A 25,357-nucleotide genomic window follows, 5' to 3' on the forward strand; every position below is an offset into this window, starting at 1 on the left:
ACTCACCTGCCCTGGCGCCACTCGCGACGCCAGAGGCGGTTGAGCTCGGCCATCACCGGGCCCGGCGGGGAGCCCACCACGGTGTTGCGCCCGGCCATGTGCACGAAGCCATACACCCTGGCCTGCGGCGCGTCGTACAGCAGCACCGCATTGTTGTCGCCGCAATCGTGCGGCTTGCAGAACGCCGCCAATGTGTAGGTGATGCCGGCCACGGACTCGGGCTTGAGTTCGGTGGCCGGGCCGTCCATGCGGGCCAGCCAGGCCTGCGATGACAGTGAGCCCAGCGCGCGCTGGTAAACCGCCTTGAACTGCGCATCCCGTATCAACTCCGAAGGCGATGTCGCCGTACCGGGCTTGACTGGTGCGCGCGCCGCCGCCTGCGCCTGTTGCTCTTCGCGCACCTGAGCCGCTGCCCGTTGGTTGGCGGCCGCATCGCAGCGCCGGTAACGCGCTTTCGACAGGGCGGGGCCCAGGGTGCCCAACACCGCCTTGTCGCCGTCGACGTTGAGGAACTGACCTCGCGCATCGGCCTGCACGACGAACAACATCTCGTGGCGGCCCTGCACCTGCGCCAGCAAGGCCACCAGGTAACCCGGCGGCGGCGACTGGCCAAAGTACGAATGCGCCGCCTGCACCGACTGCGCGGTGAGCCGCCGGTCGCCCTGCTCCACGCTGATGGCGTTGCGATCCACCCGCACGCGCGGCGACTGCGGCTGGCTGCAATCGATGGCGTACAGCCCACCGTAGAGCTTCAGGCTGTCGGCATCGAGCCCGCTTTGCGCCCCCACCGCAGCGCTGACCAGCAGCCCGGCCACCCCACACGCCCGCAAAGCCTGTTTCCAGGTGTTCATGTTGCTCTCCTGCCTGTGCACAGCCTGAAATGCTAGGTCGGCGCCCCCGCAGCGTCCACCCACAAGGGATGGCCGGTCATGCGCGTGACGCCCGTGCTCTGGCGCAGCCAAGCCGTAAGATCACCCCCCACCCTCACCGCACCGCCCATGACCGCCCCCGCCCTGCGTGTGCTGAGCCTCATCCCACCGATGACGCAGCTCAACACGCCCTACCCCTCCACCGCGTACATCACCGGCTTCCTGCGCTCGCGCGGGGTCGATGCGGTGCAGGCCGACCTGGCGCTGGCACTGGTGCTCAAGCTGTTTTCTCCGGCCGGGCTCGAATCCGTGCGCAGTCACGCGCTGGCGCAGCCCGAAGCGCAGCGCACGTCCAGCGTGCACGCCTTCCTCGACCAGTTCGCGCGCTACCGCGCCACCATCGGCCTGGTGATCGCCTTCCTGCAGGGCCGGGACTCGACGCTGGCGCACCGTATCGCCGCGCGCGAGCTGCTGCCCGAAGGCCCGCGCTTCGCCGCGCTGGAGGTGTACGTGGACGCGGCGCTGAGCGAAGAAGGCGGCGACCCGCTGGCCTGGGCGTTCGGCGCTTTGGGCGTGCAGGACAAGGCGCGCCACATCGCCACGCTCTACCTCAACGACCTGGCCGACGTGCTGCGCGACGCGGTCGACGAGCGCTTTGCCTTTGTGCGCTACGCAGAATCGCTGGCCAGCAGCCAGCCCACCTTCGCGCCCATGGCCGCCGCCCTCGCCGCGCCCTTCACGCTGGTCGACGAGATCCTGCACACGCTCACGCTGGCCACCCTGTCGCAGCACAAGCCCGACCTGGTGCTGCTCTCGGTGCCATTCCCAGGTGCGCTGTACGCCGCGCTGCGCATCGCACAGACCATCAAGGCGCAGAACCCGCACATCACCATTGCTTTGGGTGGCGGCTTCGTCAACACCGAGCTGCGCGAACTGGCCGAGCCCCGCCTGTTCGACCTGGTCGATTTCGTGACGCTCGATTCGGGCGAACGGCCCTTGCTGGCGTTGATGGACTTTCTGCAGCGCAAACGCTCCAAGCAGCGGCTGGTGCGCACCTTCGTGCGCGAAGAAAACACCGTGCGCTACATCAACTTCGTCGAGCCCGAAGTGCCTTTCGAAGAGGTGGGCACGCCGACCTGGGTTGGCCTGCCGCTGGACCGTTACCTGAGCCTGCTCGACATGCTCAACCCCATGCACCGGCTCTGGAGCGACGGCCGCTGGAACAAGCTCACCGTGGCGCACGGCTGCTACTGGAAGAAGTGCAGCTTCTGCGACGTGAGCCTGGACTACATCAGCCGTTACGAGACCGCGTCGGCGTCCACGCTGGCCGACCGCATCGAAGCAATAGTGAACGAGACCGGCCAGACGGGTTTTCACTTCGTCGACGAAGCGGCACCACCCAAGGCCTTGAAGGCGCTGGCCGACGAGCTGATCAGCCGCCAGTTGCCGATTTCGTGGTGGGGCAACATCCGCTTCGAAAAGACCTTCACACCCGAGCTCTGTCAGTTGCTGGCCGACAGTGGCTGCATCGCCATGAGCGGCGGGCTTGAAGTCGCCTCCGACCGGCTGCTCACGCTGATGAAAAAGGGTGTTTCTGTGGAGCAGGTGGCGCGTGTCACCAAAGGCTTCTCGGACGCCGGCATCCTGGTGCACGCCTACCTCATGTACGGCTTTCCCACGCAGACGGTGCAGGACACGGTGGACGCGTTGGAGTACGTGCGCCAGCTGTTCGAAAACGGCTGCATCCAGAGCGGTTTCTTCCACCGGTTCTCGTGCACCGTGCACTCACCCGTTGGCCGGGACCCCGCCGCCTACGGCATCGAGCTGATCCCACTGCCCCCGGTCACCTTTGCCAAGAACGACATCGGCTTCATCGATCCCAGCGGCGTGGACCACGACGCCCTGGGCGTTGGCCTGCGCAAGGCCATCTACAACTACATGCACGGCATCGGGCTGGATGAAGACGTGCGTGCCTGGTTCAGTCATGTGCCTGGCAAGGTGCCCAAGGCCACTGTCGGCAGAAACCGCATCGCGAAGGCTCTGACCCAGCCAGCCTGAACCTCAAGCAGCTTCCGCAGCAATCTGCCTCAAAGCCTGCTCGAACACCGCCGCAGGCTGCCCACCCGAGATCAGATGCCGGTCGTTGATGATCACCGCCGGCACCGAGTGAATGCCGTGGCTGGTGTAGAAGGCCTCGCGCTCGCGCACGGCCTGCGCGAACTCGTCGCTCGCCAGAATGGCTTGCGCCCGCGCCTCGTCCAGGCCCACTTCACGCACGCACGCCAGCAACACACCGTGGTCCCCCATGGCTTCCGACCGTGTGTGGCAGGCCGCGAGAAACGCCTTCTTCAGCGCGTGTTGTTGACCCGGCGCGCCATCGAGCTCGGCCCAGTGCAGCAGACGGTGCGCGTCAAAGGTGTTCCAGACGCGGCCACGGCCCTCGGGGTTGAAGGCAAAGCCCACCTCGGCGCCGCGCGCGCGGATGGTCTCGCGGATCTGCACCTGCTGTGCGGCGGTGGAGCCATATTTCTGCGTCAGGTGCTCGCCGATGTCCTGGCCTTGTGCGCCCATCTGCGGGTTGAGCTCGAACGGCTGGAAATGCAACTCGGCAGACACCTCGCCCTGCAGCTTGCCCAGCGCTTCTTCGAGCGCGCCCAGCCCGACGGCGCACCAGGGGCAGGACACGTCGGACACAAAATCGATCTTGAGGGATGTGGTCATGGCCGCGATGGTAGGCCGTGACCCTTGACCGCAAAAGCCGCAGGGGCTTGCGCCACAATTGGCGAACACCCCTCGGCGCACTCAACTCCACTGCCCTCCCATGACTGACCGCTACGCCGTTCTCGGCAACCCCATTGGCCACAGCAAGTCGCCCCTGATCCACCGCCTGTTTGCCCAGGCCACCGGGCAGGACATCGCCTACACCGCCATCGAGACACCGCTGGACGGCTTCAAGGACACCGTGCTGGGCTTTCGCGCCAGCGGCGGGCGTGGGCTCAACGTGAGCCTGCCGTTCAAGCTGCAGGCATATGAAATCGCGACCGAGCCCAGCGAGCGCGCCCGGCTGGCCGGAGCGGCCAACTGCCTCAAGTTCGACGGAGACCGCATCCTGGCCGACAACTTCGATGGCGTGGGTCTGGTCAACGACCTGCAGCGCAACCTGGGCTGCCCGCTCGCCGGCAAGCGGGTGCTGCTGCTGGGCGCGGGCGGCGCCACGCGCGGCGCGCTGCTGCCGATCGCGGCCGAACGACCGGCGCTGCTGTCGGTGGCCAACCGCACGGCCGACAAGGCACACGCGCTGAGGCACGACTTCGCTGCCCACACACCCTTGCAGACCGGAGGCTATGAAACCCTCGTGGGCCAGTCGTTCGACGTGGTGATCAACGCCACCTCCACCGGTCTCACGCAGGAAGCGCTGCCCCTGCCGGCAGGCGTGTTCGCGCCGGGCGCCATCGCCTACGAGATGGTCTACGGCAAGGGCCTCACGCCGTTCCTGAAACAGGCCCAGGCCGCCGGCGTGAGCACCGTGGCCGACGGCGTGGGCATGCTGATCGAGCAGGCCGCCGAGGCTTTTGCCTGGTGGCGCGGCGTGCGGCCCGACACCCGCGCCGTGATTCAGCGGCTCACCGTGCCGCTGGCCTGAACGCTGCGGCCATCACACGGCCACGGCCCGCGCGGCTGCGCTGCACCACCACCAGCATGAGCAAGGCCAGCGCCATGAGCGCCAGCGTGCCAGGGACCGGCACGCCGTAGATCTCCAGTGCCGCCCGGGCAAACAGGCCATGCACGAAGGCAGACGGGTGCAGCGTGTCGGAGAACAGCGAATGCGCGCAGTCGGCGCCGGCGCTGTAGAAGAAGGCACCGCACGGCAGGGTGGTGTTGATCACGCCGTAAGCGCCCGGATTCGACAGCACGTCGACCGCGATGCCCGCCATGTCGAGCAGCTCGACGTTGAGGCTGGGAAACAGCGATTCCAGACCGAACAGAGTGGGCACCAGCGCGTTGAATCGGGCGGAGGCGTCGGCAGACGCTGCCTGGAGACCCAGCAGCGCGGCTTCAGGGGTGTTGCCCAGATTGGGCAAGCTGGCAATCAGCACGTTCTGCGCACCGCTGGCGGCAAGGTAGCCGATGGTGGTGGCCAGGTCGGTGATGGCGGCGATCGCCGCAGCCTGGCGGCCCAGATCATCGGCCGGCGTGCTCCCTTGAAAAGCAAGGCGGGCATCGCGCATGTCGTTGCCGCCGCCAACCACCACATACAGGGCGTCGGGATCGGCACTTCCGGGCACGGGCACCGGGCCGCTGCCCCAGATGCCGGCCACCTGCGCCAACAAGCCGGGCGGGCTGCTGCCCGTGCCCGTGCGGGCACCGGCGTACGCAAAGTTGTTGCCACCGGTGAGATAAGAACTGGCCTGGCCAGCCAGCCCCAGGCCAAAGGCCAGGCCCTCCACCCACAGCGGCCCGTTCGAGTATCGGCCGTCGGCGTACGGCTGAGCCGTACCCGGTGCGGCGCCGCCCGTGGCCAGGCTCAGGTTGCCGGTGTCGGACAGGCTGTCGCCGAACACGAAGATGCCGGAAAACGGCCCGGCGTGTGCCGACACCGACACCGCGACCAGCGCGGGCAGCAGCAGAGCGCGCAGGGTCGAGCGAATGCGCTTGAAAGTCATGAAATGTCTCCTGGTGTTTGTTGTGATGCGCCGTTCTGGTTGCGGAAGCGAGGGGCGCAACCGAAGCATCCCCGCGAGTCCCGGCGGCCGACACGGGGCAAACCCTCAGGGCCGCGCAAGGCAGTCGCCGGCCGGACAGCCGCCACCCGCGGCCTATACTTCCGTCGCCCAACCCATCGGCCAGCACACCACAACGCCATGAAGACACTGCTCATCCTCAACGGCCCCAACCTCAACCTGCTCGGCACCCGCGAACCCGCGGTGTACGGCGCCACCACGCTGGCCGAGGTGGAGGCCGAGTGCGTTGGCCACGGCAAGCGGCTGGGCTACGCGGTCGAGTGTTTCCAGAGCAACCATGAGGGTGTGCTGATCGACCGGATCCAGGAGGCGGGCCGCCGCTTCAAGGGCGGAGAGCTGGCCGGCGTGGTGTTCAACGCCGGCGCCCTCACCCACACCTCGGTGGCCTTGTTCGACGCCATCAGCGGCGTCAAACCCCTGCCGGTGATCGAGGTGCACATCTCCAACGTTCACGCGCGCGAGGCCTTCCGCCACCACTCGTACCTGTCGCCGGCTGCGGCGGGCATCGTGGTGGGCTTCGGCACCGACGGATACCGCCTGGCCATCGAAGGGTTGGCGCGCAAAGACGGCGCCACCTGATCGTGCGTTGAAGACCCGCCACTTCGCCCAGCTCGTGGGCTTGTCCGCCCTGTGGGGCGCGTCCTTTCTGTTCATCCGCATCGCCAGCCCCGTGATGGGGCCGATGGTGCTGGCGGGTTGCCGCGTGGCGCTGGCCGGTCTCACGCTGGCCGTCATCATGCGGGGCCTGAAGCAGCGCTGGCCGTGGGAACACTGGCGCGAGCTGTTGCTGCTGGGCGCGCTGTCGGTGGCAGCGCCCTTCCTGCTCTATGCCTGGGCCGCGCTGCGCCTGCCGGCCGGCTACAGCGCCCTGCTCAACACCACGGCGGTGCTGTTCGGCACGCTGGCGTCCAGCTGGTTCAAGGAAGACACGCTCACCGCGCGCAAGTTGCTGGGCTGCCTGTGCGGCTTCATCGGCGTGGGTCTGATCGTGCGGCTGGGCCCGGTGCAGCCCGATGCCGGGACCATCGCCGCTGCCCTGGCCTGCATCCTGGCGGCGGCCTGCTACGGTTGCTCGACCCCGCTCATGAAGCGCGCCACCACCCGCATGCAACCGCTGGCGATCGCGGCTGGCATTCACCTCGCGGCCATGGTGCTGGTTTTCCCCGGCGCTGTGTGGGCCTGGCCACAAGCGCAGTTCACACCGGCGGCACTCGGTGCGCTGCTCGTCATGGGGGTGGTCACCTCTGGCCTGGCCTACTGGGCGCACCTGCGCATCATCCGCCACGTGACCCCGGTGGCGGCCATGAGCCCGGCCTTCCTCATCCCGGTATTCGGCGTGACCTGGGGCCACTTGTTCCTGGGTGAAGCCTTGTCGCCCGGCATCTTTGCCGGCGGCGCGCTGGTGCTGCTGGCCACCGCGCTGGTGACCGGCTTCAACCCGCTCAGGCGCTGGTTCGCTGCAACACCCACGCCTTGACGGCACACACACAGGCCACCGCCGCGCATGCCGACGCGAGCCAGAACACGCTGGCCAGCCCGAAGGCCGAGCTGAGGAATCCCCCGGCCACGCCGCCCACCACACCCGGCAAGCCATAACCCACCACGGTGTAGAGCGCCTGCCCGCGCCCGCGCAGGCGCCCCGGGAAATGGTGCGACAGCATGGCAATGCACACCGTGTGGTGCGCGGCGAAGGTGATGGCGTGCAGCGCCTGGGCCACCAGCAGCAGCGGCCACACCAGCGGGAAACCGGCGGTCAGGCCCATGCGCAAGGCCATGAGCGCCGCGGCCAGCACCAGCCAGGCCGAGAGCGACAGTCGCGGCAGCCAGCGGCCCTGGGTGAAGAACCAGCCGATCTCGATCACCACCGACAGCGCCCACAGCAGACCGATCACCGTCTTGCTGTAGCCCAGCGCGTCCAGGTAGAGCGAGAAGAAGACGTAGATGAAGATGTGCGCGAGCACATGGAAGAACACCGCCGCGAAGAACCAGCGCACTGGCGGCTGGCGCAGCACCGGCCACACGCTGGGCTGCACCTCGTCGGCGTGGGCCGGTTCGCGAAAGTCGGGCAGCAGCCACACGCTGATCGTCACGGCGGCCAGCGTGGCCAGTGTCCAGGCGGGAAAGTGCACCAAGCCGAACCGCTCGAACCAGAACCCCGCCGTCACCACCGTCACCAGAAACCCCAGCGAGCCCCACAGGCGGATGCGGCCATAGCGCCGGGCGTCGAACGCTCCGCCGTGGCTCACCAGGTGTGCCAGCGCGGCTTCGCTCATGGGCATCATCCCGCTGGTGTGGGTGAACATCAGCAGCAACACCACGAAGAGGCCCACGCCGCCCAAGTCGAACCACAAGCCCAACGAAAGCAGCAGTGCGGCCGTGGCGCCGTAGCGCAACAAGCGCACGCGTTCGCCGGTGCGGTCGCTCAATGAACCCCAGAGGTACGGCGCAAACAGGCGCGAGGCCGACTGCACCGAGGTCAGCACGCTGATGGCCAGCAGGCTGAACCCGAGCTCCTTGAGCCATAGCGGGAGGTAGGGATTGAAGAAGCCGATGTGCGCGAAGTAGCTCGCGCTCAGCATGGCAAACGGAAACAGATTTCTTTGCCGACTCACAAGAGACCCCGTTCACCCTGAGCCTGTCGAAGGGCTCGCAAGGGCTTCGACAAGCTCAGCCCGAACGGGAGGAGTTGGCGCACGAAACGGTGGGGCGAATCACCGTCGACCGGCGGCCGCGATGTCGGGTGTGGGCAATTGCACGTCGCCGCACTGGGCGCGGTGGCGCAGCGCGTGGTCCATCACCACCAGCGCCAGCAGCGCTTCGGCGATCGGTGTGGCGCGGATGCCCACGCAGGGGTCGTGGCGGCCTTTGGTGATGATCTCGGTGGGCGCGCCTGCCACGTCGATCGTCTCGCGCGGGATCAGGATGGAGCTGGTGGGCTTGATCGCGATCGCCACCTCCAGGTCTTGCCCGGTGCTGATGCCACCCAGCACACCGCCGGCCTTGTTGGCCGCGAAGCCCTCGGGTGTGAGGCTGTCGCCGTGCGTGCTGCCCTTGTCGGACACGCTGGAAAACCCGGCGCCGATCTCCACGCCCTTGACCGCATTGAGGCCCAGCATGGCGTAGGCGATGTCGGCATCGAGCCGGTCGTACAGCGGCTGGCCCAGGCCCACCGGCATGCCCTGCGCGGTCACGCGGATGCGCGCGCCGCAGGAGTCGCCGCTCTTGCGCAGGGCGTTCATGTAGTCCTCCAGCGCCGACACGTCGGCCACGGGGGCGAAGAACGGGTTGTTCGGCACGTGCTCCCAGCCCTCGAACGGCACGACCACTTCGCCGATCTGCGTCATGCAGCCGCGAAAGGTGGTGCCGAACTTCTCTTTCAACCACTTGCGCGCCACGGCGCCAGCGGCCACGGTGGGCGCGGTCAGGCGGGCCGAGCTGCGCCCACCACCGCGCGGGTCGCGGATGCCGTATTTCTGCCAGTAGGTGTAGTCGGCGTGGCCGGGGCGGAAGGTCTGGGCGATGTTGCCGTAGTCCTTGCTGCGCTGGTCGGTGTTGCGGATCAGCAGGGCGATCGGTGTGCCGGTGGTCTTGCCCTCGTACACGCCGCTCAGGATTTCGACCGCGTCAGGCTCGTTGCGCTGGGTGACGAACTTGCTGGTGCCCGGGCGGCGGCGGTCCAGGTCGGCCTGGATGTCGGCCTCGCTGAGTTCCATGCCCGGCGGACAGCCGTCGATTACGCAGCCAATGGCCGGGCCGTGGGATTCACCAAAGTTGGTGACGCAAAACAGGGTGCCGAAGGTGTTGCCGCTCATGCGCTGGATTATCCCTGAGGCACGCTGGTGCGCCGGTGAGCCAGTCTGGTGCGTGAGGTGCCCGAAAAAACGCCCGCATGGCAGGAAGGGCGACAGGAACATTTCGTGCTTCGCGCTGCAGTGCAGCAAATCGTTGCTGCCCAGCCCCAGAAAGGAGCGCTCCATGCTCGATCGCACCAGCACCCTGTTCTCGCACGTCAAAGGCACCGACAACCCCTACGCCACCGGCGGTCTGCGGGATTTTTTCCTCTACCGCGACCTCGGCATCGCAGCCGCCACCCACGGCAAGGTGATCGCGCATCTGGTCAAGGCCAACCTGCCGCCCGAGGAGGGTACGGGCTGGCACCGCCACGAGGCCGACTTCCAGATCGTGATCATGATCAAAGGTTGGGCCAAGTTCATGTACGAGGATCAGGTGACGCTGGTGGAAGCCGGCGACTGCGTGCACCAGCGCCCGGGCATCCGCCACTATCTGTTCGACTATTCACCGGACATGGAGTACCTGGAGATCGTATCGCCGGCGGACTTCAAGACGGTGGATGTGGAGCCGGTATGTGAGATTCCCAAACCTGCGCCTTGGGGTTGATTGGGGTTCGGGGATTGCTGGGCTGCCGGGTTGCTGGGCCCGGGAGCATGGGTACGGGCACTCCAACGGCGGTTTAAACACCCGCCAATTGGGATCGGGCGCCTGGGCGCTCTGCGCAGCGAAATAAAGGGGGAGGCGGCACCAGCCGCCGGAGGACATTCGCGGAGCAGAGCGCCCAGGTGCCCGATCCAGCGCGAGGTAGCCGCCTACAACGCAACGAACAACAAAACCTCAGAACTCCGCATCCAACTCATCGATGTCATCCGGCTCAGCCTCCGCAGCAGCCACCCACTCCTTCATCGCCGGCAACGCCATGATGGCGTCGCAGTACGCCACACACACCTCGTCAATCGCCACCCCGTAGGTGATGAAGCGCGTGACCACCGGCGCAAACATCGCATCCGCCATGCAGGGCTTGGCACCAAACAGGTAAGGCCCGCCGTAGGCTTCCAGACACTCCGTCCAGATCGCCTCGATGCGGTCGATGTCCGTCTGCGCGCGCGACCAGAGTTTGAAGTTCGGGAAATGCGCTTTGATGTTCATCGGCAGCGACGAACGCATCGAACTGAAGCCCGAATGCATCTCGCCACAGATCGCGCGGCAGTGCGCGCGTGCTGCGCGGTCTGCCGGCAACAGGCCCGCCTTGGGTTTGATTTCGTTGATGTATTCGCCAATGGCCAGCGTGTCCCACACGTGAATACCCTGGTGTTCCAGCGCGGGCACCCGCATCGAGGCCGAGAGCAGCAGCATTTCGGCCTTCATAGCCGGATCGTCGGGCGAGATGACCTTCTCGGTGAACTCCAACTTGGCCAGCCGGGCCATCAGCCAGCCCCGCAGGGCCCAGGCACCGTAGTTCTTGCTGCTGATCGTGAGTACCGTGGTGGTCATGGACATGCTCCTCGTTGACCCTGCTCTGAGCAAGGGCTGTGCCACAAAAGTGCCCAGCCACGCACCGCAGCGGTGCAGACCCGGCTGGCGCGTTACTTGCCTGCACAGCAACACGTAGTTTCAGGATCCCACCATGCTGTACCAGGCCTACCAGACCCAGTCCGACCTGCTCTCGCCGTTGCGACTCATGGCCCAGCACCTGAGCGCTTCGCTGTGGCTGCAAGACACGGAACGCAGCGTGCTGCGCAAGGTGGCCGCCGCCTGTGACGTGATCTCGCGCCTGCGCCTCACGCACTCGCGCCCGCCCTACAACATTGGCCAGGTGATGGTGGGTGACCAGGAAGTGCCCGTGACCGAAGAAGTCGCGCTCACCCTGCCCTTCGGCACGCTGCTTCACTTTCGCAAGGCGGGCGTGGAGCCGCAGCCGCCGGTGCTGCTGGTGGCACCGCTCTCGGGCCACTTCGCCACCCTGCTGCGCGAAACCGCCCGCACCCTGCTGCAGGACCACGACGTCTTTATCACCGACTGGCACAACGCGCGCGACGTCTCGCTGCTGCACGGCGGCTTTTCGCTCGACGACTACATCACCTACATGATCCGCTTCACCGAGGCCGTGGGACCAGGCAGCCACATGGTGGCGGTGTGCCAGCCCTGTGTGGCGGCACTCGCGGCCACCGCCGTGATGGCCGAAGACGACAACCCGGCGCAACCGCGCAGCCTCACGCTGATGGCCGGCCCGGTGGACTGCCGCGTGAACCCGACCGAGGTGAACCGCCTGGCCACCAGCAAGCCCATCGAATGGTTCGAGAAGAACCTCATCAACCACGTGCCGCTGCCGCACACCGGCTTCATGCGCCGCGTGTATCCCGGCTTCATCCAGCTCTCGGCCTTCATGGCCATGAACCCGGAGCGCCACAAACAGTCGTTCCGCAACATCTACGACCACCTGGAACACGGTCGCACCGAGGAGGCGCAAGTGATCCAGGACTTCTACGAGGAATACCTGGCGGTCAACGACCTGCCGGCCGAGTTCTACCTGGAGACGGTGGCCAAGGTGTTCCAGACCTACGACCTGCCGCGCGGAGAGCTCACCTGGAACGGACGCAAGGTCAACCCGGCGGCCATCCGCCGCACCGCCCTCATGACGGTGGAAGGCGAGCGCGACGACATCTGCGCGGTCGGCCAGACCGTGGCCGCGCAAGACTTGTGCAGCAGCGTGCGCCCCTACCTCAAGACCCACCACGTACAGACCGGCGTGGGCCACTACGGCGTGTTCAGCGGGCGGCGCTGGAACCAGCAAATCTATCCACGCGTACGGGACATGATCCACGCCACGATGGGGTGATGTTTCGGCAAGCCCATGAAAAACGCCCCGGCATGCGGGGCGTTTTTCATGGAGCCTGAAGCGGATCAGCGTGCCGGTGCGGCGGGCTGCACCTCGTCTTCGGCCGGCCAGTCGCGGATGTAGGCCTTGAGCATCTGGTTCTCGAAATTCTGGCTGTCCACCACGGCCTTGGCCACGTCGTAGAAGCTGATCACGCCCATCAGCATCTTGTTGTCCATCACCGGCATGTAGCGGGTGTGCCGCTCCAGCATCATGGGGCGCACCTGTTCAAGCTCGGTCTGGGGGGTGCAGGTCATGGGGTGGTCGTCCATCACCGTGCGCACGGTCTTGTCGCCCAGCGCGCCACCGTTGCGCGCCAGCGTGTGAATGATTTCGCGGAAAGTCAACATGCCCACCAGCTCGCCGTGCTCCATCACGGCCAGCGAACCGATGTCGAACTGAGACATGGTCTCCACCGCGCGGTGCAGGGTTTCTTGCGGGTGGGTGGTGTAGAGCGTGCCGCCCTTGACGCGAAGGATGTCGCTGACTTTCATGTCTGATCTCCTGTTTCTGGTGGTGTCTCCAGCAAGGCTGGCGTCCGTGCAATATACCCCCACAATACCGCTCAAAACCACTGCGCGCCAGCCCCTGGCGACACAGCACTGCACTCCGAGGAGACCACCCCCATGTCCGGTTATTCAGACCCAGGCTTCGACACGCTCGCGCTGCACGCGGGCGCCGCGCCCGACCCCGCCACTGGCGCACGCGCCGTGCCGATCCATCTCACCACCTCGTTTGTCTTCGAATCCAGCGACCACGCAGCGGCCCTGTTCAACCTGGAGCGCGCGGGTCATGTGTACAGCCGCATCAGCAACCCGACCAACGCGGTGTTCGAGCAGCGCATGGCCGCACTCGAAGGCGGCATTGGCGCGATTGCCACCGCCAGCGGCCAGGCCGCGCTGCACCTGAGCGTGGCCACGCTCATGGGCGCGGGCTCGCACATCGTCGCCAGCACCGCGCTCTACGGCGGCAGCCAGAACCTGCTGCACTACACGATGCGCCGCTTCGGCATCGACACCACCTTCGTCAAACCCGGTGACATCGACGGCTGGCGCGCCGCCGTGCGGCCCAACACCAGGCTCTTCTTCGGCGAGACCGTGGGCAACCCCGGCCTGGACGTGCTGGACATTCCCACCGTCTCGCAGATCGCACACGAGGCCGGTGTGCCCTTGCTGGTGGACTCGACGCTTACAACGCCTTACCTCGTCAAACCCTTCGAGCTCGGTGCCGACCTGGTCTACCACTCGGCCACCAAATTTCTCAGTGGCCACGGCACCGTGATCGGTGGCGTGGTGGTGGACGCGGGCAGTTTCGACTGGGAGAAGTCGGGCAAATTCCCCGAGCTCACCGAGGCCTACGAAGGCTTCCACAACATGGTCTTCAGCGAGGAGAGCACCGTGGGCGCCTTCCTGCTGCGCGCGCGCCGCGAAGGCCTGCGCGATTTCGGCGCCTGCCTCTCGCCGCACAGCGCGTGGCTCATCCTGCAGGGCATCGAGACGTTGTCGCTGCGCATGGACCGCCACATGGGCAATACCGAGAAGGTGGTGCAGTTCCTGGCCAGCCACCCGCTGGTGGGCCGCGTGGGCCACCCGCTGCTGGAGAGCCACCCCAGCCATGCGCTGGCCAACAAGCTGCTGCGCTTCGGTGCGAAAGGCGCAGGCTCTGTGTTCAGTTTCGACATCAAGGGCAGCCGGGCGCAAGGCAAGGCTTTCATCGAAGCGCTCCAGATCTTCAGCCACCTGGCCAACGTGGGCGACTGCCGCTCGCTGGTGATCCACCCGGCCAGCACCACGCATTTCCGCATGACCGATGAGGCCTTGGCCGCCGGCGGCATCGGCCCGGGCACGATCCGCCTGTCCATCGGTCTGGAAGACGCCGACGATTTGATCGACGACTTGAAGCGTGCCTTGAAGGCCGCTGAGAAAGCAAAGGCTTGACCATGCACCTCACCGTCAACGGCGCCAACACCTACTGCTACACCGGCGGCAAGCCCTTCGATGCCGCCAAACCCACCGTGGTTTTCATCCACGGCGTGCTCAACGACCACAGCGTCTGGATCCTGCAGAGTCGCTACCTGGCCCACCACGGCTGGAACGTGCTGGCGGTGGACCTGCCAGGGCACTGCAAGAGCGAAGGCGAGGCGCCCGCATCGGTGGAAGACGCGGCTGGCTTCGTGGCTGCGCTGCTCGACGCGGCGGGTGTGCAGAAGGCCGCGTTGGTCGGTCACAGTTGGGGCTCGCTGATTGCGCTGGAAGCGGCTGCGCGCTTGACGGACCGGGTCAGCCACCTGGTGCTGGTGGGCACGGCCTACCCCATGAAGGTCTCGCCCGCGTTGATCGAAGCAGCGCTCAACGAGCCCGAGAAGGGCATGAAGATGATCAACGTGTTCTCGCGCAGCACGCTGGCCGCACCGCCGTCGGCGCTCGGCCCCGGCACCTGGGTGTACGGATCCAGCCTGGCACTGAACCGCCGGGTGCTGCGCAGCAACCCCCGGGTCAATGTGTTCCACCGCGGCTTCGTGGCTTGCGACAGCTATGCGGGCGGAGAAGCCGCCATGTCGAAGATCACCTGCCCGGTGCTGTTTCTGCTGGGCGTGCAGGACCAGATGACGCATCCCAAGGCCGCGCAAGGTCTGATCGAGACGGCCAGGGCCGCCGGCCACCGGGTCTCGGTGACCAGCGTGCCCGCGGGCCATCACCAGATGACCGAAGCGCCCGAAGAAACGCTGGTGGCCATCCGCAACTTTCTCGCGGCCTGAGCCTCACTTCACACACTGGAGCTGGCTGGTGTCCTTGCTGGAGGCGGGTGGCAGGGTGATCACGCAGGACATCGCACCGCACATGCAATGCACCACGCTGGCGCCACCCGAGACCACCAACGTGGGCGCCGAACACTGGCAGGCCGGCGCCGTCATGACGCTTTGAGCCAGTGCTGGCGCTGTGTGGAACGAGAGCGCCAGCACCAACACGGAAAGTCGGGAAATGCAGGAAGTCATCAAGTTCTCCTTCAATCAAAAACGCCATCATCAGCGCTGCGTTGCATGCTACGCCGCCGCCAACCTGTTTAGACCATGACTCTCGACATCACGCCACCGATGACCCCCGCCCGGGCCCGGGACATCGCCCGGGCCTTCGACCTGCGCGCACTCCAACCCGAGTTCCTCGCCAACCCCTACCCGGTGTACGCCGCGCTGCGCGAACACGAACCCGTGCGCCGCATGCCCGATGGTTCGGTGTTCCTCACCCGCTGTGCCGACCTGATGGCGGTGTACCGCGATGCGCAGACCTTCAGCTCGGACAAGCAGGTCGAGTTCGCGCCCAAATACGGCGTGGGCTCCGCGCTTTTCGAGCACCACACCACCAGCCTGGTGTTCAACGACCCGCCGTTGCACACGCGCGTGCGTCGGCTGATCATGGGCGCACTCACGCGCCGCGCCATCGCCGACATGGAACCTGGCCTGATCGCGCTGGTCGACAGCCTGCTGGACTCGTTGGCCGAGCGCGGCGGTGGTGACCTCATCGAAGACTTCGCCTCGGCCATTCCGGTGGAGATCATCGGCAACCTGCTCGATGTCCCGCACCAGGACCGCGGCCCGCTGCGCGCCTGGTCGCTCGCCATTCTGGGCGCGCTGGAGCCCACCATCACGCCGGTGCAGCAAGCGCTGGGCAACGAGGCGGTGACCGACATGCTGGCCTACCTGCGCACGCTGGTGGCGCAGCGCAGGCAGCACCCGGGTGACCCGGAGCGCGACGTGCTCACACGGCTGATCCAGGGCGAGGCCAGTGGCGAGCAATTGAGCGAAGTCGAACTGCTGCAGAACTGCATCTTCCTGCTCAATGCGGGCCATGAGACCACCACCAACCTGATCGGCAACGGCCTGATCGCGCTGCAGGAACACCCCCAGGCCCGCAACTTCCTGCAAACCGCGATGCAGCACACCGCAGACGATGGCACTGCGCAAGAGGCGGTGCTCAGCCGCGCGGTTGACGAGTTCCTGCGCTTTGAGTCGTCGAATCAGCTGGGCAACCGGCGCGCGGTGAAGGACACGCAGGTGGGCGGTGTTGAGCTCAAGGCCGGCACGCTGGTGACGCTGTGCATCGGCGCGGCCAACCGCGACCCCGCCCAGTTCGCCGACCCCGAGGTGCTGGACCTGGCGCGCGAGGGCAACAAGCACCTGGCCTTCGGTTTCGGCATCCACCAGTGCGCGGGTCTGAGCCTGGCGCGGCTGGAAGGACGCATCGCCATCGGGCGCTTTCTGCAGCGCTTCCCCGATTTCCAGCTGACCGAAGCCCCGCTGCGAGGTGGGCGCGCTCGGTTTCGCGGCTTCCTGCGCGCACCGTTCTCGGTGGCGTGAAGGCGTTTCAGCCCGACGCGACTGACGGGCCTTCGGCCATCTCCTGGACCAACGGCGGCTGGGGCGTGGACGCCAGGGCCTGTGCCAGCGTGAGCTGAGCCCAGTGGCTCTCCGACCAGAAACGCGCGGTGTTCGGCTGGCGCGCCAGCAGCAAGCGTTCCACCAGCAGCGCCAAGGGTGTGCTGACGGGGTCGACCAGCAGCACGTAGCGCTCGCCGTCCTCATCGAGCCGCCCCAGCCAGTCGAGCGACACCAATGCGGCCACGGGTTCCTCGAGTTGCAGCGCATCGACCCGCAGCACCTGGGCCAGGGCTTCCAGGCTCAGGCCCTTGGGCGCCGTGTCGCGCGCGGTGTGCAACTGCTCCAGCACCTCCAGCGCCAGTTGAAAACTCCAGCCCGGCGAATCACCGCGCCGCGCAATGCCCGAGAGCAGGCTGGGCAGGTAGGCCGTCACCACCGCCCCCAGCAGCACGATCACCCAGGCCACGTAAAACCACACCAGCAGGATCGGCACCGTGGCAAACGTGCCGTAGACCACCGAATACGTGGGTACCTGCGCGAGGTACCAGGCCAGCAGCTTCTTCGCCAGCTCCAGCCCGGTGGCCACGAACACGCCGCCAATGAGCGCGTGGCTCCAGCGTACCCGCGTGTTGGGCACGTAGCGGTAGAGCGCGGCAATGCCGCCCGTGAGCAACGCGAACTGCACCGCGTCCAGCAGGAAGCGCACGCCGCCGGGCAGGCCGGAGACCACGCCGCGCGAGGCGGTCACGGCGTACGTGGTCACGGTCAGGCTTACCGCCAGCAGCAGCGGCCCCAGGGTCAGCACCGCCCAGTACACCAGCACCCGCTGGGTGAATGAGCGCGGCTGGCGCACGCGCCAGATGTCGTTGAGCTTGCGGTCGATGGTGAGGATCAACGCCAGCGCGGTGATCAGCAGCACCAGCGCGCCAGCCCACCCGATCTGGCCGGCCTTGCCCGCGAACTGGTTGAGGTAGCTGAACACCTGCTTGGCGATGTCGGGCGGCACCAGGCTTTGCACCAGCCAGCGCTGCAGCGTGACCTGCAGGCGATCGAACATCGGAAACGCACTGAAGATGGCCAGCGCCACGGTGAACAGCGGCACCAGCGAAATGGTGGTGGTGAAGGTCAGACTGCTGGCGGTGATGCCCAGGCGGTCTTCCCGGAACCGCTCGCGCAGGGTAATGGCGGTGTTGGCCCAGGGGAAGTTCAAGGCATCGCGCCACAGCGCGCGAGCGAGGGTTTCCAGGGCACGCAGGCGCTCTTTGAAGGTCATCCCGGTATCATGCCACCTGCTTTTTCTCCCCTCCCATGCCCGACATCTCCACGCCCCCCAGCCTCGAAGCCCTCCTTGTTGCACAGGGAGATTCGGCGCGCGCCGTCAACGCCACACGCTGGCTGGCCGTGGGCAGCCTGCTCGGCCTGATCGTGCTGGGCTTTCTGTGGGAAATGTGGCTGGCCCCGCTGCGAGAGGGTGGCTCCTGGCTGGTGCTCAAGGTGCTGCCGCTCACGATCCCGTTGGCGGGCCTGCTGAAAAACCGCATGTACACCTACCGCTGGGTCAGCCTGATCGTGTGGCTGTACTTCACCGAAGGTGTGGTGCGCGCCACCAGCGACACCGGCCCATCCGTCTGGCTGGCGGTGCTCCAGACGCTGCTGTGCGTGGCCTTGTTCGTGGCCTGCGCCCTGCACGTGCGCATCCGCCTGCGCGCGGCCGGCAAAGACGCTGTGGCGGCCGACGTGGCCAGCGCCAACGCGGCTGCTCAACCATGAGCCCGGCACACCTCGAACTGCTGGCGCAACTGCGCCAGAGCGTGGGCGCCTCGCATGTGCTCACGCACGAAGACCCCACCACCGATCTGTCGGCCTGGGAACAGGACTGGCGCAAGCGCGCGCATGGCCGGGCTCTGGCCGTGGTTCGCCCGGGCAGCACGGCCGAGGTGGCCGCCGTGGTGCGGGCCTGCGCGCAAGCCGCCGTATCGCTGGTGCCGCAAGGCGGCAACACCGGCCTGGTGGTCGGCTCGGTGCCCGACGCCTCGGGCGCGCAGGTGGTGCTGAGTCTCATGCGCCTGAACACCGTGCGCGCCATCGACCCGGCCAACCTCACCATGACGGTGGAAGCCGGCTGCGTGCTGCAGACTCTGCAGGACACAGCCGAAAAGGCGGGTTTCCTGTTTCCCCTGAGCCTGGCGGCCGAAGGCAGTTGCAGCATCGGCGGCAACCTGGCCACCAACGCCGGCGGCACGCAGGTGGTGCGCTACGGCAACGCGCGCGACCTCTGCCTGGGCCTGGAAGTGGTGACCGCGCAAGGCGAGGTGTGGCAGGGTCTCACCGGTTTGCGCAAGGACAACACCGGCTACGACCTGCGCGACCTGTTCATTGGCAGCGAAGGCACGCTGGGCGTCATCACCGCCGCCACGCTCAAGCTCTACCCCCTGCCCGCCGCGCAGCTCACCGCCTGGGCAGCACTGCCTACGCTGGACGCCGCCGTGGCCCTGCTGGGCCTCGCGCACCAGCACCTGGGCGCGGGCCTCACCGGCTTCGAGGTCATGGGCCAGTTCGCGCTCAGCCTGGTGGACAAGCACATGCCGCGGTTGCGCGTGCCGCTGTGGCAGGACACGCCCTATTGCGTGCTGCTGGAGAACAGCGACAACGAATCGGAACAACACGCACGCGCCCAATTCGAGCGCCTGCTGGAAGCGGCCTTCGAGCAAGGCCTGGTGAGCGACGCGGTGGTGGCCGAGAGCCTGGCGCAGGCCCATGCGCTCTGGCACATCCGCGAGAGCATTCCGCTGGCGCAGGCCGAGGAAGGCCTGAACATCAAGCACGACATCAGCATCCCCGTCTCGCACATCCCGGCCTTCTGCGTCGAGACCGACGCCTTGCTGCAGCGTGAGATTCCGGGCGTGCGGCTGGTCAACTTTGGCCATCTGGGCGACGGCAACCTGCACTACAACGTGCAGGCGCCGGCCGGAAGCGACGCCAAAAAGTTCCTGAACGAGCAGGAAACACGCGTGAACACGCTGGTTTTTGACGCGGTGGCGCGCTACCATGGCTCGATCAGCGCCGAGCACGGCGTGGGAAGCCTCAAGGCTGACCACCTGCCCCACTACAAGGACCCGGTTGCACTGGGTCTGATGCGGGCCATCAAGCAGGCGCTGGACCCGCACAACCTCATGAACCCTGGCCGCGTCCTTTCACCATGATCTCCCGCCATTGGCTCCGACTTCTGCTGGCGTTCGCGCTCGCTGCCGCGGGGCAGGCGCACGCGGTGGACGTGTCGCAGCGCCAGGCCTGGCGTGAGCAGGCGCAGGGCTTCGAGCACGGCGAGGGGGTGAAGCGCGACACCGAGGCCGCCATCCGTCTGTATTGCCAGGCCGCGCTGGCTGGTGACGCGATGTCGGCCTACAACCTGGGCTGGATCTACGCCAACGGCCGCGGCGTGGAGCGCAACGACGGGTATGCCGCGCATTGGTTTGCGCGCGCCGCATTGCTGGGCGACACGCACGCCGAGGGCATGTTCAACCGCCTGGCCACGCCGGCAGACAAGCCCGAATGTGTGCAGGAGGCCGAACGCACCGACCTGCAAAAGGCCAATGAGGCCAGGCAGGCAGCGGAAGTCACCGAGCTCGCGACGCACTACCAGTCCCTCGTGAACACACCCGAACAGCAGCGGATCATGAAGATCGTCTACAAGCTGGCGCCGCAGTTCGGCATTCAGCCGGGCCTGGCCTTCGCGGTGATCCGGGCCGAGTCCAACTTCAACGTGAACGCGCGGTCGGACAAGAACGCGCAGGGCCTGATGCAGCTCATCCCCGAGACGGCGGCGCGCTTTCGCGTGCGCAAGCCGTTCGACGCCGAGCAGAACATCCGCGGCGGCCTGTCGTACCTGCAATGGCTGCTGGCCTATTTCCGGGGCAACGTGCCCTTGGTGCTGGCCGCTTACAACGCAGGTGAGGGCACGGTCGACCGCTACCGCGGTGTGCCGCCTTACCCCGAGACCCAGGGCTACATCAAACGCATCCAGCAGGTGTTCGCGCTGCAGCACCACCCGTTCGACGCACGCATCACATCCCCCTCGCAGGCCCTGCCCAACCGCCTTCCATGACCCGTCCCATCCGATCGCAGTACGAAGACTTCATGCGCCACGTCTACACCACAGGCGTGCAGAAAACAGACCGCACCGGCACCGGCACCACCAGCGTGTTTGGCCACCAGATGCGCTTTGACCTCAATGAAGGTTTCCCGCTCGTGACCACCAAGAAGGTGTTCCTGCGCGCCATCATCGTGGAGCTGCTCTGGTTCCTGCGCGGCGACAGCAACGTGAAGTGGTTGCAGGAACGCGGCTGCACGATCTGGGACGAGTGGGCCCGGGAAGACGGCGACCTGGGCCCGGTCTATGGCGTGCAGTGGCGCAGCTGGCCCACGCCCGGCGGTGGCCACATCGACCAGATCGCCGACGTGATGAACACGCTCAAGAGCAACCCGGATTCGCGCCGCATCATCGTGAGCGCCTGGAACGTGGCCGAGCTCTCCAAGATGGCGCTCATGCCGTGCCATGCGTTCTTCCAGTTCTACGTGGCCCCTCCCACCGAGCCCGGAGGGCGCGGCAAGCTGAGCTGCCAGCTCTACCAGCGCAGCGCCGACATCTTTCTTGGCGTGCCTTTCAACATCGCCAGCTACGCGCTGCTCACCCACATGGTGGCGCAGCAGTGCGATCTGGACGTGGGCGACTTCATCTGGACTGGTGGCGACTGCCACATCTACAGCAACCACCACGAGCAGGTGGAACTGCAGCTCTCGCGCCAGCCCATGGCCTACCCCAGCTTGCACATCAAGCGCCGCCCGGCCAGCATTTTCGAATACGAGTTCGAAGATTTCGAGGTGCAGCACTACCAACACCACGCGGCCATCAAGGCGCCTGTAGCGGTGTGATCAGCCGCCGCCAACTGTGGGCGCTGCTGGCGCTCACGCTCATGTGGGGCGTGAACTGGCCCATGATGAAGCTATCGCTGCAGGAACTCTCGCCGCTGTACTTTCGCGCCAGCACCATGCTGCTGGGCGCGCTCTGGCTCTTTGCCTATGTGGCCCGCAGCGGCGAGCGCATGTGGCCAGCGCGCGCCGAGTGGGCCACCATCGCCTGGCTGGGCCTGCCCAACGTGCTGGGCTGGCACACGCTGTCCATCTTCGGCGTGAGAGAGCTGGCCTCTGGTCGCGCGGCCATCCTGGGCTTCACCATGCCGATCTTCACCGTGCTGATCGGCGCGGCCTTCTTTGGCGAGCGCATCACGCCGCGCGTGCGCGTGGCGGTGGTGTGCGCGGGCATTGCCATCGGCCTGCTGCTGTGGCACGAGTTGCAAAGCCTGAGCGGTCGGCCGGTGGGCATCGCGTGGATGCTGGGCGCGGCGTTCTGCTGGGGTCTGGGCACCTTGATGTTTCGCCGGGCGCACTTCCAGCTGTCGCCCATGGTGGTCACGGTCTGGATGCTGTTGCTGGGCAGTGCGGTGGTGTGGGTGCTGGCCCTTGCATTGGAGCCTGTGCCCACACCTTCGACCTTCTCCATCCCTCTGTGGATCAGCCTGGTGTACGGCGTGTTCATCAACTACGGCGTCGCACAGCTGATCTGGTTCGGCATGGCGCGCGACCTGCCCCCGGCCACCAGCGCCATGAGTGTCATGGCGATTCCACTGGTGGGCACGCTGAGCGCCACCTTCATCGTGGGCGAGGTGCCGCACTGGCAGGACTGGGTGGCCATCGGCTTCGTGATGATGGCCATTGCCAGCGTGCTGCTGCCCTCTCGAGCCGCAGCGGCTGCGCCCGGGCCGGCGGCACAATAGCGGCATGCCAGCCACAGCCCAGCCCAGCCCTCGCCTCCATCTCATCTTTGCGCGCGCCGCCAATGGCGTGATCGGCAAGGACAACGCCCTGCCCTGGCACCTGCCAGAGGACATGGCTCACTTCAAACGCACCACGCTGGGCTGCCCGGTGATCATGGGCCGCAAGACGTGGGATTCGTTGCCCCGCAAGTTCCGGCCGTTGCCCGGCCGGCTCAACATCGTCGTCACGCGCGACGTGCACTGGCAGGCCGATGGCGCCGCGCGTGCAAGCTCGCTTGAAGATGCCGTGAGGCTGTGCCCGCCCGATGCCGACGCCTGGGTGATTGGCGGCGCGCAGGTCTACACCGCCGCGCTGCACCTGGCCGACACGGCGGTGGTCACCGAGATCGCGCAGGACTTCGAGGGCGACGCCTTCGCCCCCGTGTTCGGGCCCACTTGGCGCGAGACCGCGCGCGAGCACCACACCGCGGCCAACGGCCTGCCGTTTGCCTTCGTCACCTACACACAGGACCGCTGAAGCCATGCAAATCGCCACCTGGAACATCAACTCCCTCACCGTGCGCCTGCCCCAGGTGCTGGACTGGCTCGCCGCCAACCCTGTCGATGCACTCGGGCTGCAAGAGCTCAAGCTGGTGGACGAGAAGTTTCCCTATGACGCATTGAAGGAAGCCGGGTACCACGCCGCGGTTTTTGGCCAGAAGACCTACAACGGCGTGGCCATCCTGAGCCGCACGCCCGTGACCGACGTGGTGCGCAACATCCCGATGCATTCCGACGACCAGTCGCGCGTGATCGCCGCGACCCTGGACACCCCAGAGGGACCGCTGCGACTGGTGAACTGCTATTTCGTCAACGGGCAGGAACCCGGCTCGGAGAAATTTGCCTACAAGCTGCGCTGGCTGGAGGCGCTGCACCGGTGGCTCGTGGAAGAGTTGAAAGTGCATTCGCGGTTGGTGCTGATGGGCGATTTCAACGTGGCGCCAGAAGACCGTGATTCGTTCGATCCCGTGGGCTTGAAGGACACCATCCACCACACGGTGGAAGAGCGCGCGCACTTCCAGGCCTTGCTGCAACTGGGGCTCACCGACGCCTACCGACTGTTCGAGCAGCCCGAGAAGAGCTATTCATGGTGGGACTACCGCATGCTGGGCTTCCAGAAGAACCGCGGGCTGCGCATCGACCATATTCTGGTGAGTGAGGCGCTGCGCGACGGTGTCAAGGCATGCACCATCGACCGCGCGCCCCGCAAGAACCAACAGCCCAGCGACCATGCACCGGTGGTGGTCACTCTAGATTGAGTTCTTGTATTTTTCGGGTGATCGTGTTGCGCCCAATGCCCAGCTTGTGCGCGGCCTCGATGCGCCGGCCTCGGGTGTTGACCAGCGCCGTCTGAATCAGCTTGGTCTCGAAGCGGCGGGTGAGCACGTCCCACACATCAGTGCGGCCCTCTTCCAGCAACGCCAACGCCTCGGCCTGCAGGCCCGTTTCCCAGGCCGGCACCGATGCCGTCGGCACGGCATCAGGCACTGGTGAAAATTCGGCCATGGTGAGTGAAGGCGATTCGATGTGCGAGGCCTCCGGGAGCGCCACGAGTGGCAAAGTGGCCGAGAACGGGGCCGAAGCGGTGGGCGTGGACAACGCCTCTGGCAGTTCCGCCAACGCCGCCACCGACGTTCCCGCCATGGCCAGCACCTCGGGGGGCAGGTCCTTGACTTCGATCATCTGGGCGGGCGCCATCACGGTGAGCCAGTGACACACGTTCTCCAGTTGCCGCACGTTGCCGGGAAAGTCGAACGTGCCCAACAACCGGATGGCGGACTCTGAAATGCGCTTGGGCTCCACACCCAGTTGCTTGGCACTTTGCTGCAGGAAAAAGCGCGTGAGCATGGGCACGTCTTCACGACGCTCGCGCAAGGCAGGCAGACGCAGGCGGATCACATTGAGCCGGTGAAACAGATCCTCGCGGAACACACCTTCCTTGACACGTTGCTCCAGGTTCTGGTGCGTGGCGGCAATCACGCGCACGTTGGCGCGCACGGCGCTGTGGCCACCGACACGGTAGAAGTGTCCGTCGGACAACACGCGCAGCAAGCGCGTCTGGAGGTCAAACGGCATGTCGCCGATTTCGTCGAGAAACAGCGTGCCGCCATCGGCCTGCTCGAAGCGACCACGGCGCATCGTCTGCGCACCGGTGAAGGCACCCCGCTCATGGCCGAAGAGTTCGGACTCCAGCAAGTCCTTCGGAATCGCTGCGGTGTTGATGGCCACGAACGGGCCTGCGGCGCGGGGCGAATGTTTGTGCAAGGCGCGCGCCACCAGCTCTTTGCCGGAGCCCGATTCACCGGTGATCAGCACCGTGACCTGGCTCTGGCTCAAGCGTCCGATCGCGCGAAACACATCCTGCATGGCCGGCGCCTGCCCGAGCATCTCGGGCGCGGCGGTCATGCGTTCTTCGGCCACCTCTTCTCGCTGGCTTTCTTCCACCGCACGGCGGATCAGCTCCACCGCCTTCGGCAGATCGAACGGCTTGGGCAGGTATTCGAATGCTCCACCCTGGAAGGCAGACACCGCACTGTCGAGGTCGGAGAAGGCGGTCATGATGATGACCGGCAGGCCGGGCAGCATTTCCTTGACCTTCTCCAGCAGCTCCAGGCCAGAGCCGCCGGGCATGCGGATGTCGCTCACCAGGATCTGCGGGCCTTCGCTTTCGGGTGAGTCCGTCAGGGCCTTGAGAACGTCCTGCGGATTGGTGAAGCTGCGTGTGGGCAGGTTCTCGCGCAACAGCGCTTTTTCAAGCACGAAGCGGATCGATTGATCGTCGTCCACTATCCAGATCGGCTTCATGTTGGTGTCGTCCCTTCTTGTGG

General features: G+C 66.5%; 26 protein-coding genes. 16 read left to right on the forward strand and 10 right to left on the reverse strand.

All coding sequences use genetic code 11. The features are described from left to right. Positions 1 to 2: 2 nt before the first annotated feature. Positions 3 to 851: an Ivy family c-type lysozyme inhibitor gene (locus tag ASE11_RS19830; protein ID WP_056275595.1), complete on the reverse strand. Its 849-nt coding sequence runs from the start codon at positions 849 to 851 to the stop codon at positions 3 to 5. A gap of 147 nt (positions 852 to 998) precedes the next feature. On the opposite strand from ASE11_RS19830, the gene ASE11_RS19835 reads away from it, so the two are divergent. Then, entirely contained in the window at positions 999 to 2,927 is a 1,929-nt protein-coding gene (locus tag ASE11_RS19835; RefSeq protein WP_056275598.1) for a B12-binding domain-containing radical SAM protein, read from the forward strand. Between the two features lie 3 nt (positions 2,928 to 2,930). On the opposite strand, the gene ASE11_RS19840 is transcribed toward ASE11_RS19835, so the two are convergent. Then, positions 2,931 to 3,590 (reverse strand): DsbA family oxidoreductase, encoded by a 660-nt coding sequence (locus ASE11_RS19840; RefSeq protein WP_056275601.1) that lies wholly within the window; start codon positions 3,588 to 3,590, stop codon positions 2,931 to 2,933. 100 nt (positions 3,591 to 3,690) lie between these two features. On the opposite strand from ASE11_RS19840, the gene aroE reads away from it, so the two are divergent. Then, positions 3,691 to 4,512 (forward strand): shikimate dehydrogenase, encoded by an 822-nt coding sequence (gene aroE, locus ASE11_RS19845; RefSeq protein ID WP_056275604.1) that lies wholly within the window; start codon positions 3,691 to 3,693, stop codon positions 4,510 to 4,512. Here the strand turns inward: aroE and ASE11_RS19850 are convergent. Beyond that, on the reverse strand, positions 4,493 to 5,533 hold the full coding sequence (locus tag ASE11_RS19850) for an SGNH/GDSL hydrolase family protein (RefSeq protein ID WP_056275607.1): 1,041 nt from the start codon (positions 5,531 to 5,533) through the stop codon (positions 4,493 to 4,495). The two genes, aroE and ASE11_RS19850, sit on opposite strands and share 20 nt — an antisense overlap. Positions 5,534 to 5,731: 198 nt before the next feature. Here ASE11_RS19850 and aroQ point away from each other — a divergent pair, with 198 nt between their 5' ends. Together aroQ and ASE11_RS19860 are read left to right on the forward strand one after the other, a co-directional pair. Further along, positions 5,732 to 6,190 (forward strand): type II 3-dehydroquinate dehydratase, encoded by a 459-nt coding sequence (gene aroQ / locus ASE11_RS19855; RefSeq protein ID WP_056275610.1) that lies wholly within the window; start codon positions 5,732 to 5,734, stop codon positions 6,188 to 6,190. A gap of 7 nt (positions 6,191 to 6,197) precedes the next feature. Next, on the forward strand, positions 6,198 to 7,088 hold the full coding sequence (locus ASE11_RS19860) for a DMT family transporter (RefSeq protein ID WP_056275613.1): 891 nt from the start codon (positions 6,198 to 6,200) through the stop codon (positions 7,086 to 7,088). Here the strand turns inward: ASE11_RS19860 and ASE11_RS19865 are convergent. Together ASE11_RS19865 and aroC are read right to left on the reverse strand one after the other, a co-directional pair. Further along, the gene (locus ASE11_RS19865; RefSeq protein ID WP_235501370.1) at positions 7,054 to 8,223 is read right to left on the reverse strand and encodes an MFS transporter; all 1,170 of its coding nucleotides are present in this window, start codon (positions 8,221 to 8,223) and stop codon (positions 7,054 to 7,056) included. The two genes, ASE11_RS19860 and ASE11_RS19865, sit on opposite strands and share 35 nt — an antisense overlap. A 99-nt stretch (positions 8,224 to 8,322) precedes the next feature. Then, positions 8,323 to 9,423, reverse strand: a complete 1,101-nt coding sequence (gene aroC, locus ASE11_RS19870) for a chorismate synthase (RefSeq protein WP_056276409.1) — start codon at positions 9,421 to 9,423, stop codon at positions 8,323 to 8,325. Between the two features lie 163 nt (positions 9,424 to 9,586). Here aroC and ASE11_RS19875 point away from each other — a divergent pair, with 163 nt between their 5' ends. Further along, positions 9,587 to 10,009, forward strand: a complete 423-nt coding sequence (locus ASE11_RS19875; protein WP_056275618.1) for a cupin domain-containing protein — start codon at positions 9,587 to 9,589, stop codon at positions 10,007 to 10,009. A 231-nt stretch (positions 10,010 to 10,240) separates the two neighbouring features. Here ASE11_RS19875 and ASE11_RS19880 read toward each other — a convergent pair whose 3' ends face one another. Next, positions 10,241 to 10,897: a glutathione S-transferase gene (locus tag ASE11_RS19880; protein WP_056275621.1), complete on the reverse strand. Its 657-nt coding sequence runs from the start codon at positions 10,895 to 10,897 to the stop codon at positions 10,241 to 10,243. Between the two features lie 133 nt (positions 10,898 to 11,030). Here ASE11_RS19880 and ASE11_RS19885 point away from each other — a divergent pair, with 133 nt between their 5' ends. Next, on the forward strand, positions 11,031 to 12,242 hold the full coding sequence (locus ASE11_RS19885; protein ID WP_056275624.1) for a polyhydroxyalkanoate depolymerase: 1,212 nt from the start codon (positions 11,031 to 11,033) through the stop codon (positions 12,240 to 12,242). Between the two features lie 65 nt (positions 12,243 to 12,307). Here ASE11_RS19885 and ASE11_RS19890 read toward each other — a convergent pair whose 3' ends face one another. Next, positions 12,308 to 12,775 carry a CBS domain-containing protein gene (locus ASE11_RS19890; protein WP_056275627.1) on the reverse strand — a complete coding sequence of 156 codons (468 nt, stop codon included), beginning with the start codon at positions 12,773 to 12,775 and terminating at the stop codon, positions 12,308 to 12,310. A gap of 132 nt (positions 12,776 to 12,907) precedes the next feature. Here ASE11_RS19890 and ASE11_RS19895 point away from each other — a divergent pair, with 132 nt between their 5' ends. Together ASE11_RS19895 and ASE11_RS19900 are read left to right on the forward strand one after the other, a co-directional pair. After that, positions 12,908 to 14,218, forward strand: coding sequence for an O-acetylhomoserine aminocarboxypropyltransferase (locus ASE11_RS19895; RefSeq protein ID WP_056275631.1), 1,311 nt, complete (start codon positions 12,908 to 12,910; stop codon positions 14,216 to 14,218). 2 nt (positions 14,219 to 14,220) lie between these two features. After that, positions 14,221 to 15,039 carry an alpha/beta fold hydrolase gene (locus ASE11_RS19900; RefSeq protein WP_056275634.1) on the forward strand — a complete coding sequence of 273 codons (819 nt, stop codon included), beginning with the start codon at positions 14,221 to 14,223 and terminating at the stop codon, positions 15,037 to 15,039. 3 nt (positions 15,040 to 15,042) lie between these two features. Here the strand turns inward: ASE11_RS19900 and ASE11_RS26005 are convergent, their stop codons facing one another. Further along, the gene (locus ASE11_RS26005) at positions 15,043 to 15,276 is read right to left on the reverse strand and encodes a hypothetical protein (RefSeq protein WP_156406425.1); all 234 of its coding nucleotides are present in this window, start codon (positions 15,274 to 15,276) and stop codon (positions 15,043 to 15,045) included. A 99-nt stretch (positions 15,277 to 15,375) separates the two neighbouring features. Here ASE11_RS26005 and ASE11_RS19905 point away from each other — a divergent pair, with 99 nt between their 5' ends. Next, the gene (locus tag ASE11_RS19905; protein ID WP_056275637.1) at positions 15,376 to 16,635 is read left to right on the forward strand and encodes a cytochrome P450; all 1,260 of its coding nucleotides are present in this window, start codon (positions 15,376 to 15,378) and stop codon (positions 16,633 to 16,635) included. Between the two features lie 7 nt (positions 16,636 to 16,642). On the opposite strand, the gene ASE11_RS19910 is transcribed toward ASE11_RS19905, so the two are convergent. After that, positions 16,643 to 17,929, reverse strand: coding sequence for a YihY family inner membrane protein (locus tag ASE11_RS19910; RefSeq protein ID WP_056275639.1), 1,287 nt, complete (start codon positions 17,927 to 17,929; stop codon positions 16,643 to 16,645). Positions 17,930 to 17,964: 35 nt separating this feature from the next. Here ASE11_RS19910 and ASE11_RS19915 point away from each other — a divergent pair, with 35 nt between their 5' ends. Genes ASE11_RS19915 through xth form a run of 7 tightly spaced genes read left to right on the forward strand, consistent with a single transcriptional unit; the run spans position 17,965 to position 23,788 of the window. Then, positions 17,965 to 18,426, forward strand: coding sequence for a DUF2069 domain-containing protein (locus ASE11_RS19915; protein ID WP_082585886.1), 462 nt, complete (start codon positions 17,965 to 17,967; stop codon positions 18,424 to 18,426). Continuing rightward, positions 18,423 to 19,859, forward strand: coding sequence for an FAD-binding oxidoreductase (locus ASE11_RS19920; RefSeq protein ID WP_056275642.1), 1,437 nt, complete (start codon positions 18,423 to 18,425; stop codon positions 19,857 to 19,859). Before ASE11_RS19915 ends, ASE11_RS19920 begins: the two co-directional genes overlap by 4 nt. Continuing rightward, the gene (locus ASE11_RS19925) at positions 19,856 to 20,761 is read left to right on the forward strand and encodes a lytic transglycosylase domain-containing protein (RefSeq protein WP_056275645.1); all 906 of its coding nucleotides are present in this window, start codon (positions 19,856 to 19,858) and stop codon (positions 20,759 to 20,761) included. Before ASE11_RS19920 ends, ASE11_RS19925 begins: the two co-directional genes overlap by 4 nt. Further along, positions 20,758 to 21,588, forward strand: coding sequence for a thymidylate synthase (locus ASE11_RS19930; protein WP_056275648.1), 831 nt, complete (start codon positions 20,758 to 20,760; stop codon positions 21,586 to 21,588). The genes ASE11_RS19925 and ASE11_RS19930 overlap by 4 nt, the downstream gene beginning before the upstream one ends. Continuing rightward, positions 21,585 to 22,490 carry a DMT family transporter gene (locus ASE11_RS19935; RefSeq protein ID WP_235501372.1) on the forward strand — a complete coding sequence of 302 codons (906 nt, stop codon included), beginning with the start codon at positions 21,585 to 21,587 and terminating at the stop codon, positions 22,488 to 22,490. Before ASE11_RS19930 ends, ASE11_RS19935 begins: the two co-directional genes overlap by 4 nt. A gap of 4 nt (positions 22,491 to 22,494) precedes the next feature. Beyond that, positions 22,495 to 23,007, forward strand: a complete 513-nt coding sequence (locus ASE11_RS19940; protein WP_056275649.1) for a dihydrofolate reductase — start codon at positions 22,495 to 22,497, stop codon at positions 23,005 to 23,007. Between the two features lie 4 nt (positions 23,008 to 23,011). After that, positions 23,012 to 23,788, forward strand: a complete 777-nt coding sequence (gene xth / locus ASE11_RS19945) for an exodeoxyribonuclease III (RefSeq protein WP_056275653.1) — start codon at positions 23,012 to 23,014, stop codon at positions 23,786 to 23,788. On the opposite strand, the gene ntrC is transcribed toward xth, so the two are convergent. Beyond that, complete coding sequence (ntrC, locus tag ASE11_RS19950) at positions 23,775 to 25,334, reverse strand: nitrogen regulation protein NR(I) (RefSeq protein ID WP_056275658.1); 1,560 nt, start codon at positions 25,332 to 25,334, stop codon at positions 23,775 to 23,777. The genes xth and ntrC overlap by 14 nt on opposite strands. Positions 25,335 to 25,357 lie beyond the last annotated feature (23 nt).

This window comes from Hydrogenophaga sp. Root209, assembly GCF_001428625.1.
Taxonomy (GTDB): Bacteria; Pseudomonadota; Gammaproteobacteria; order Burkholderiales; family Burkholderiaceae_C; genus Hydrogenophaga.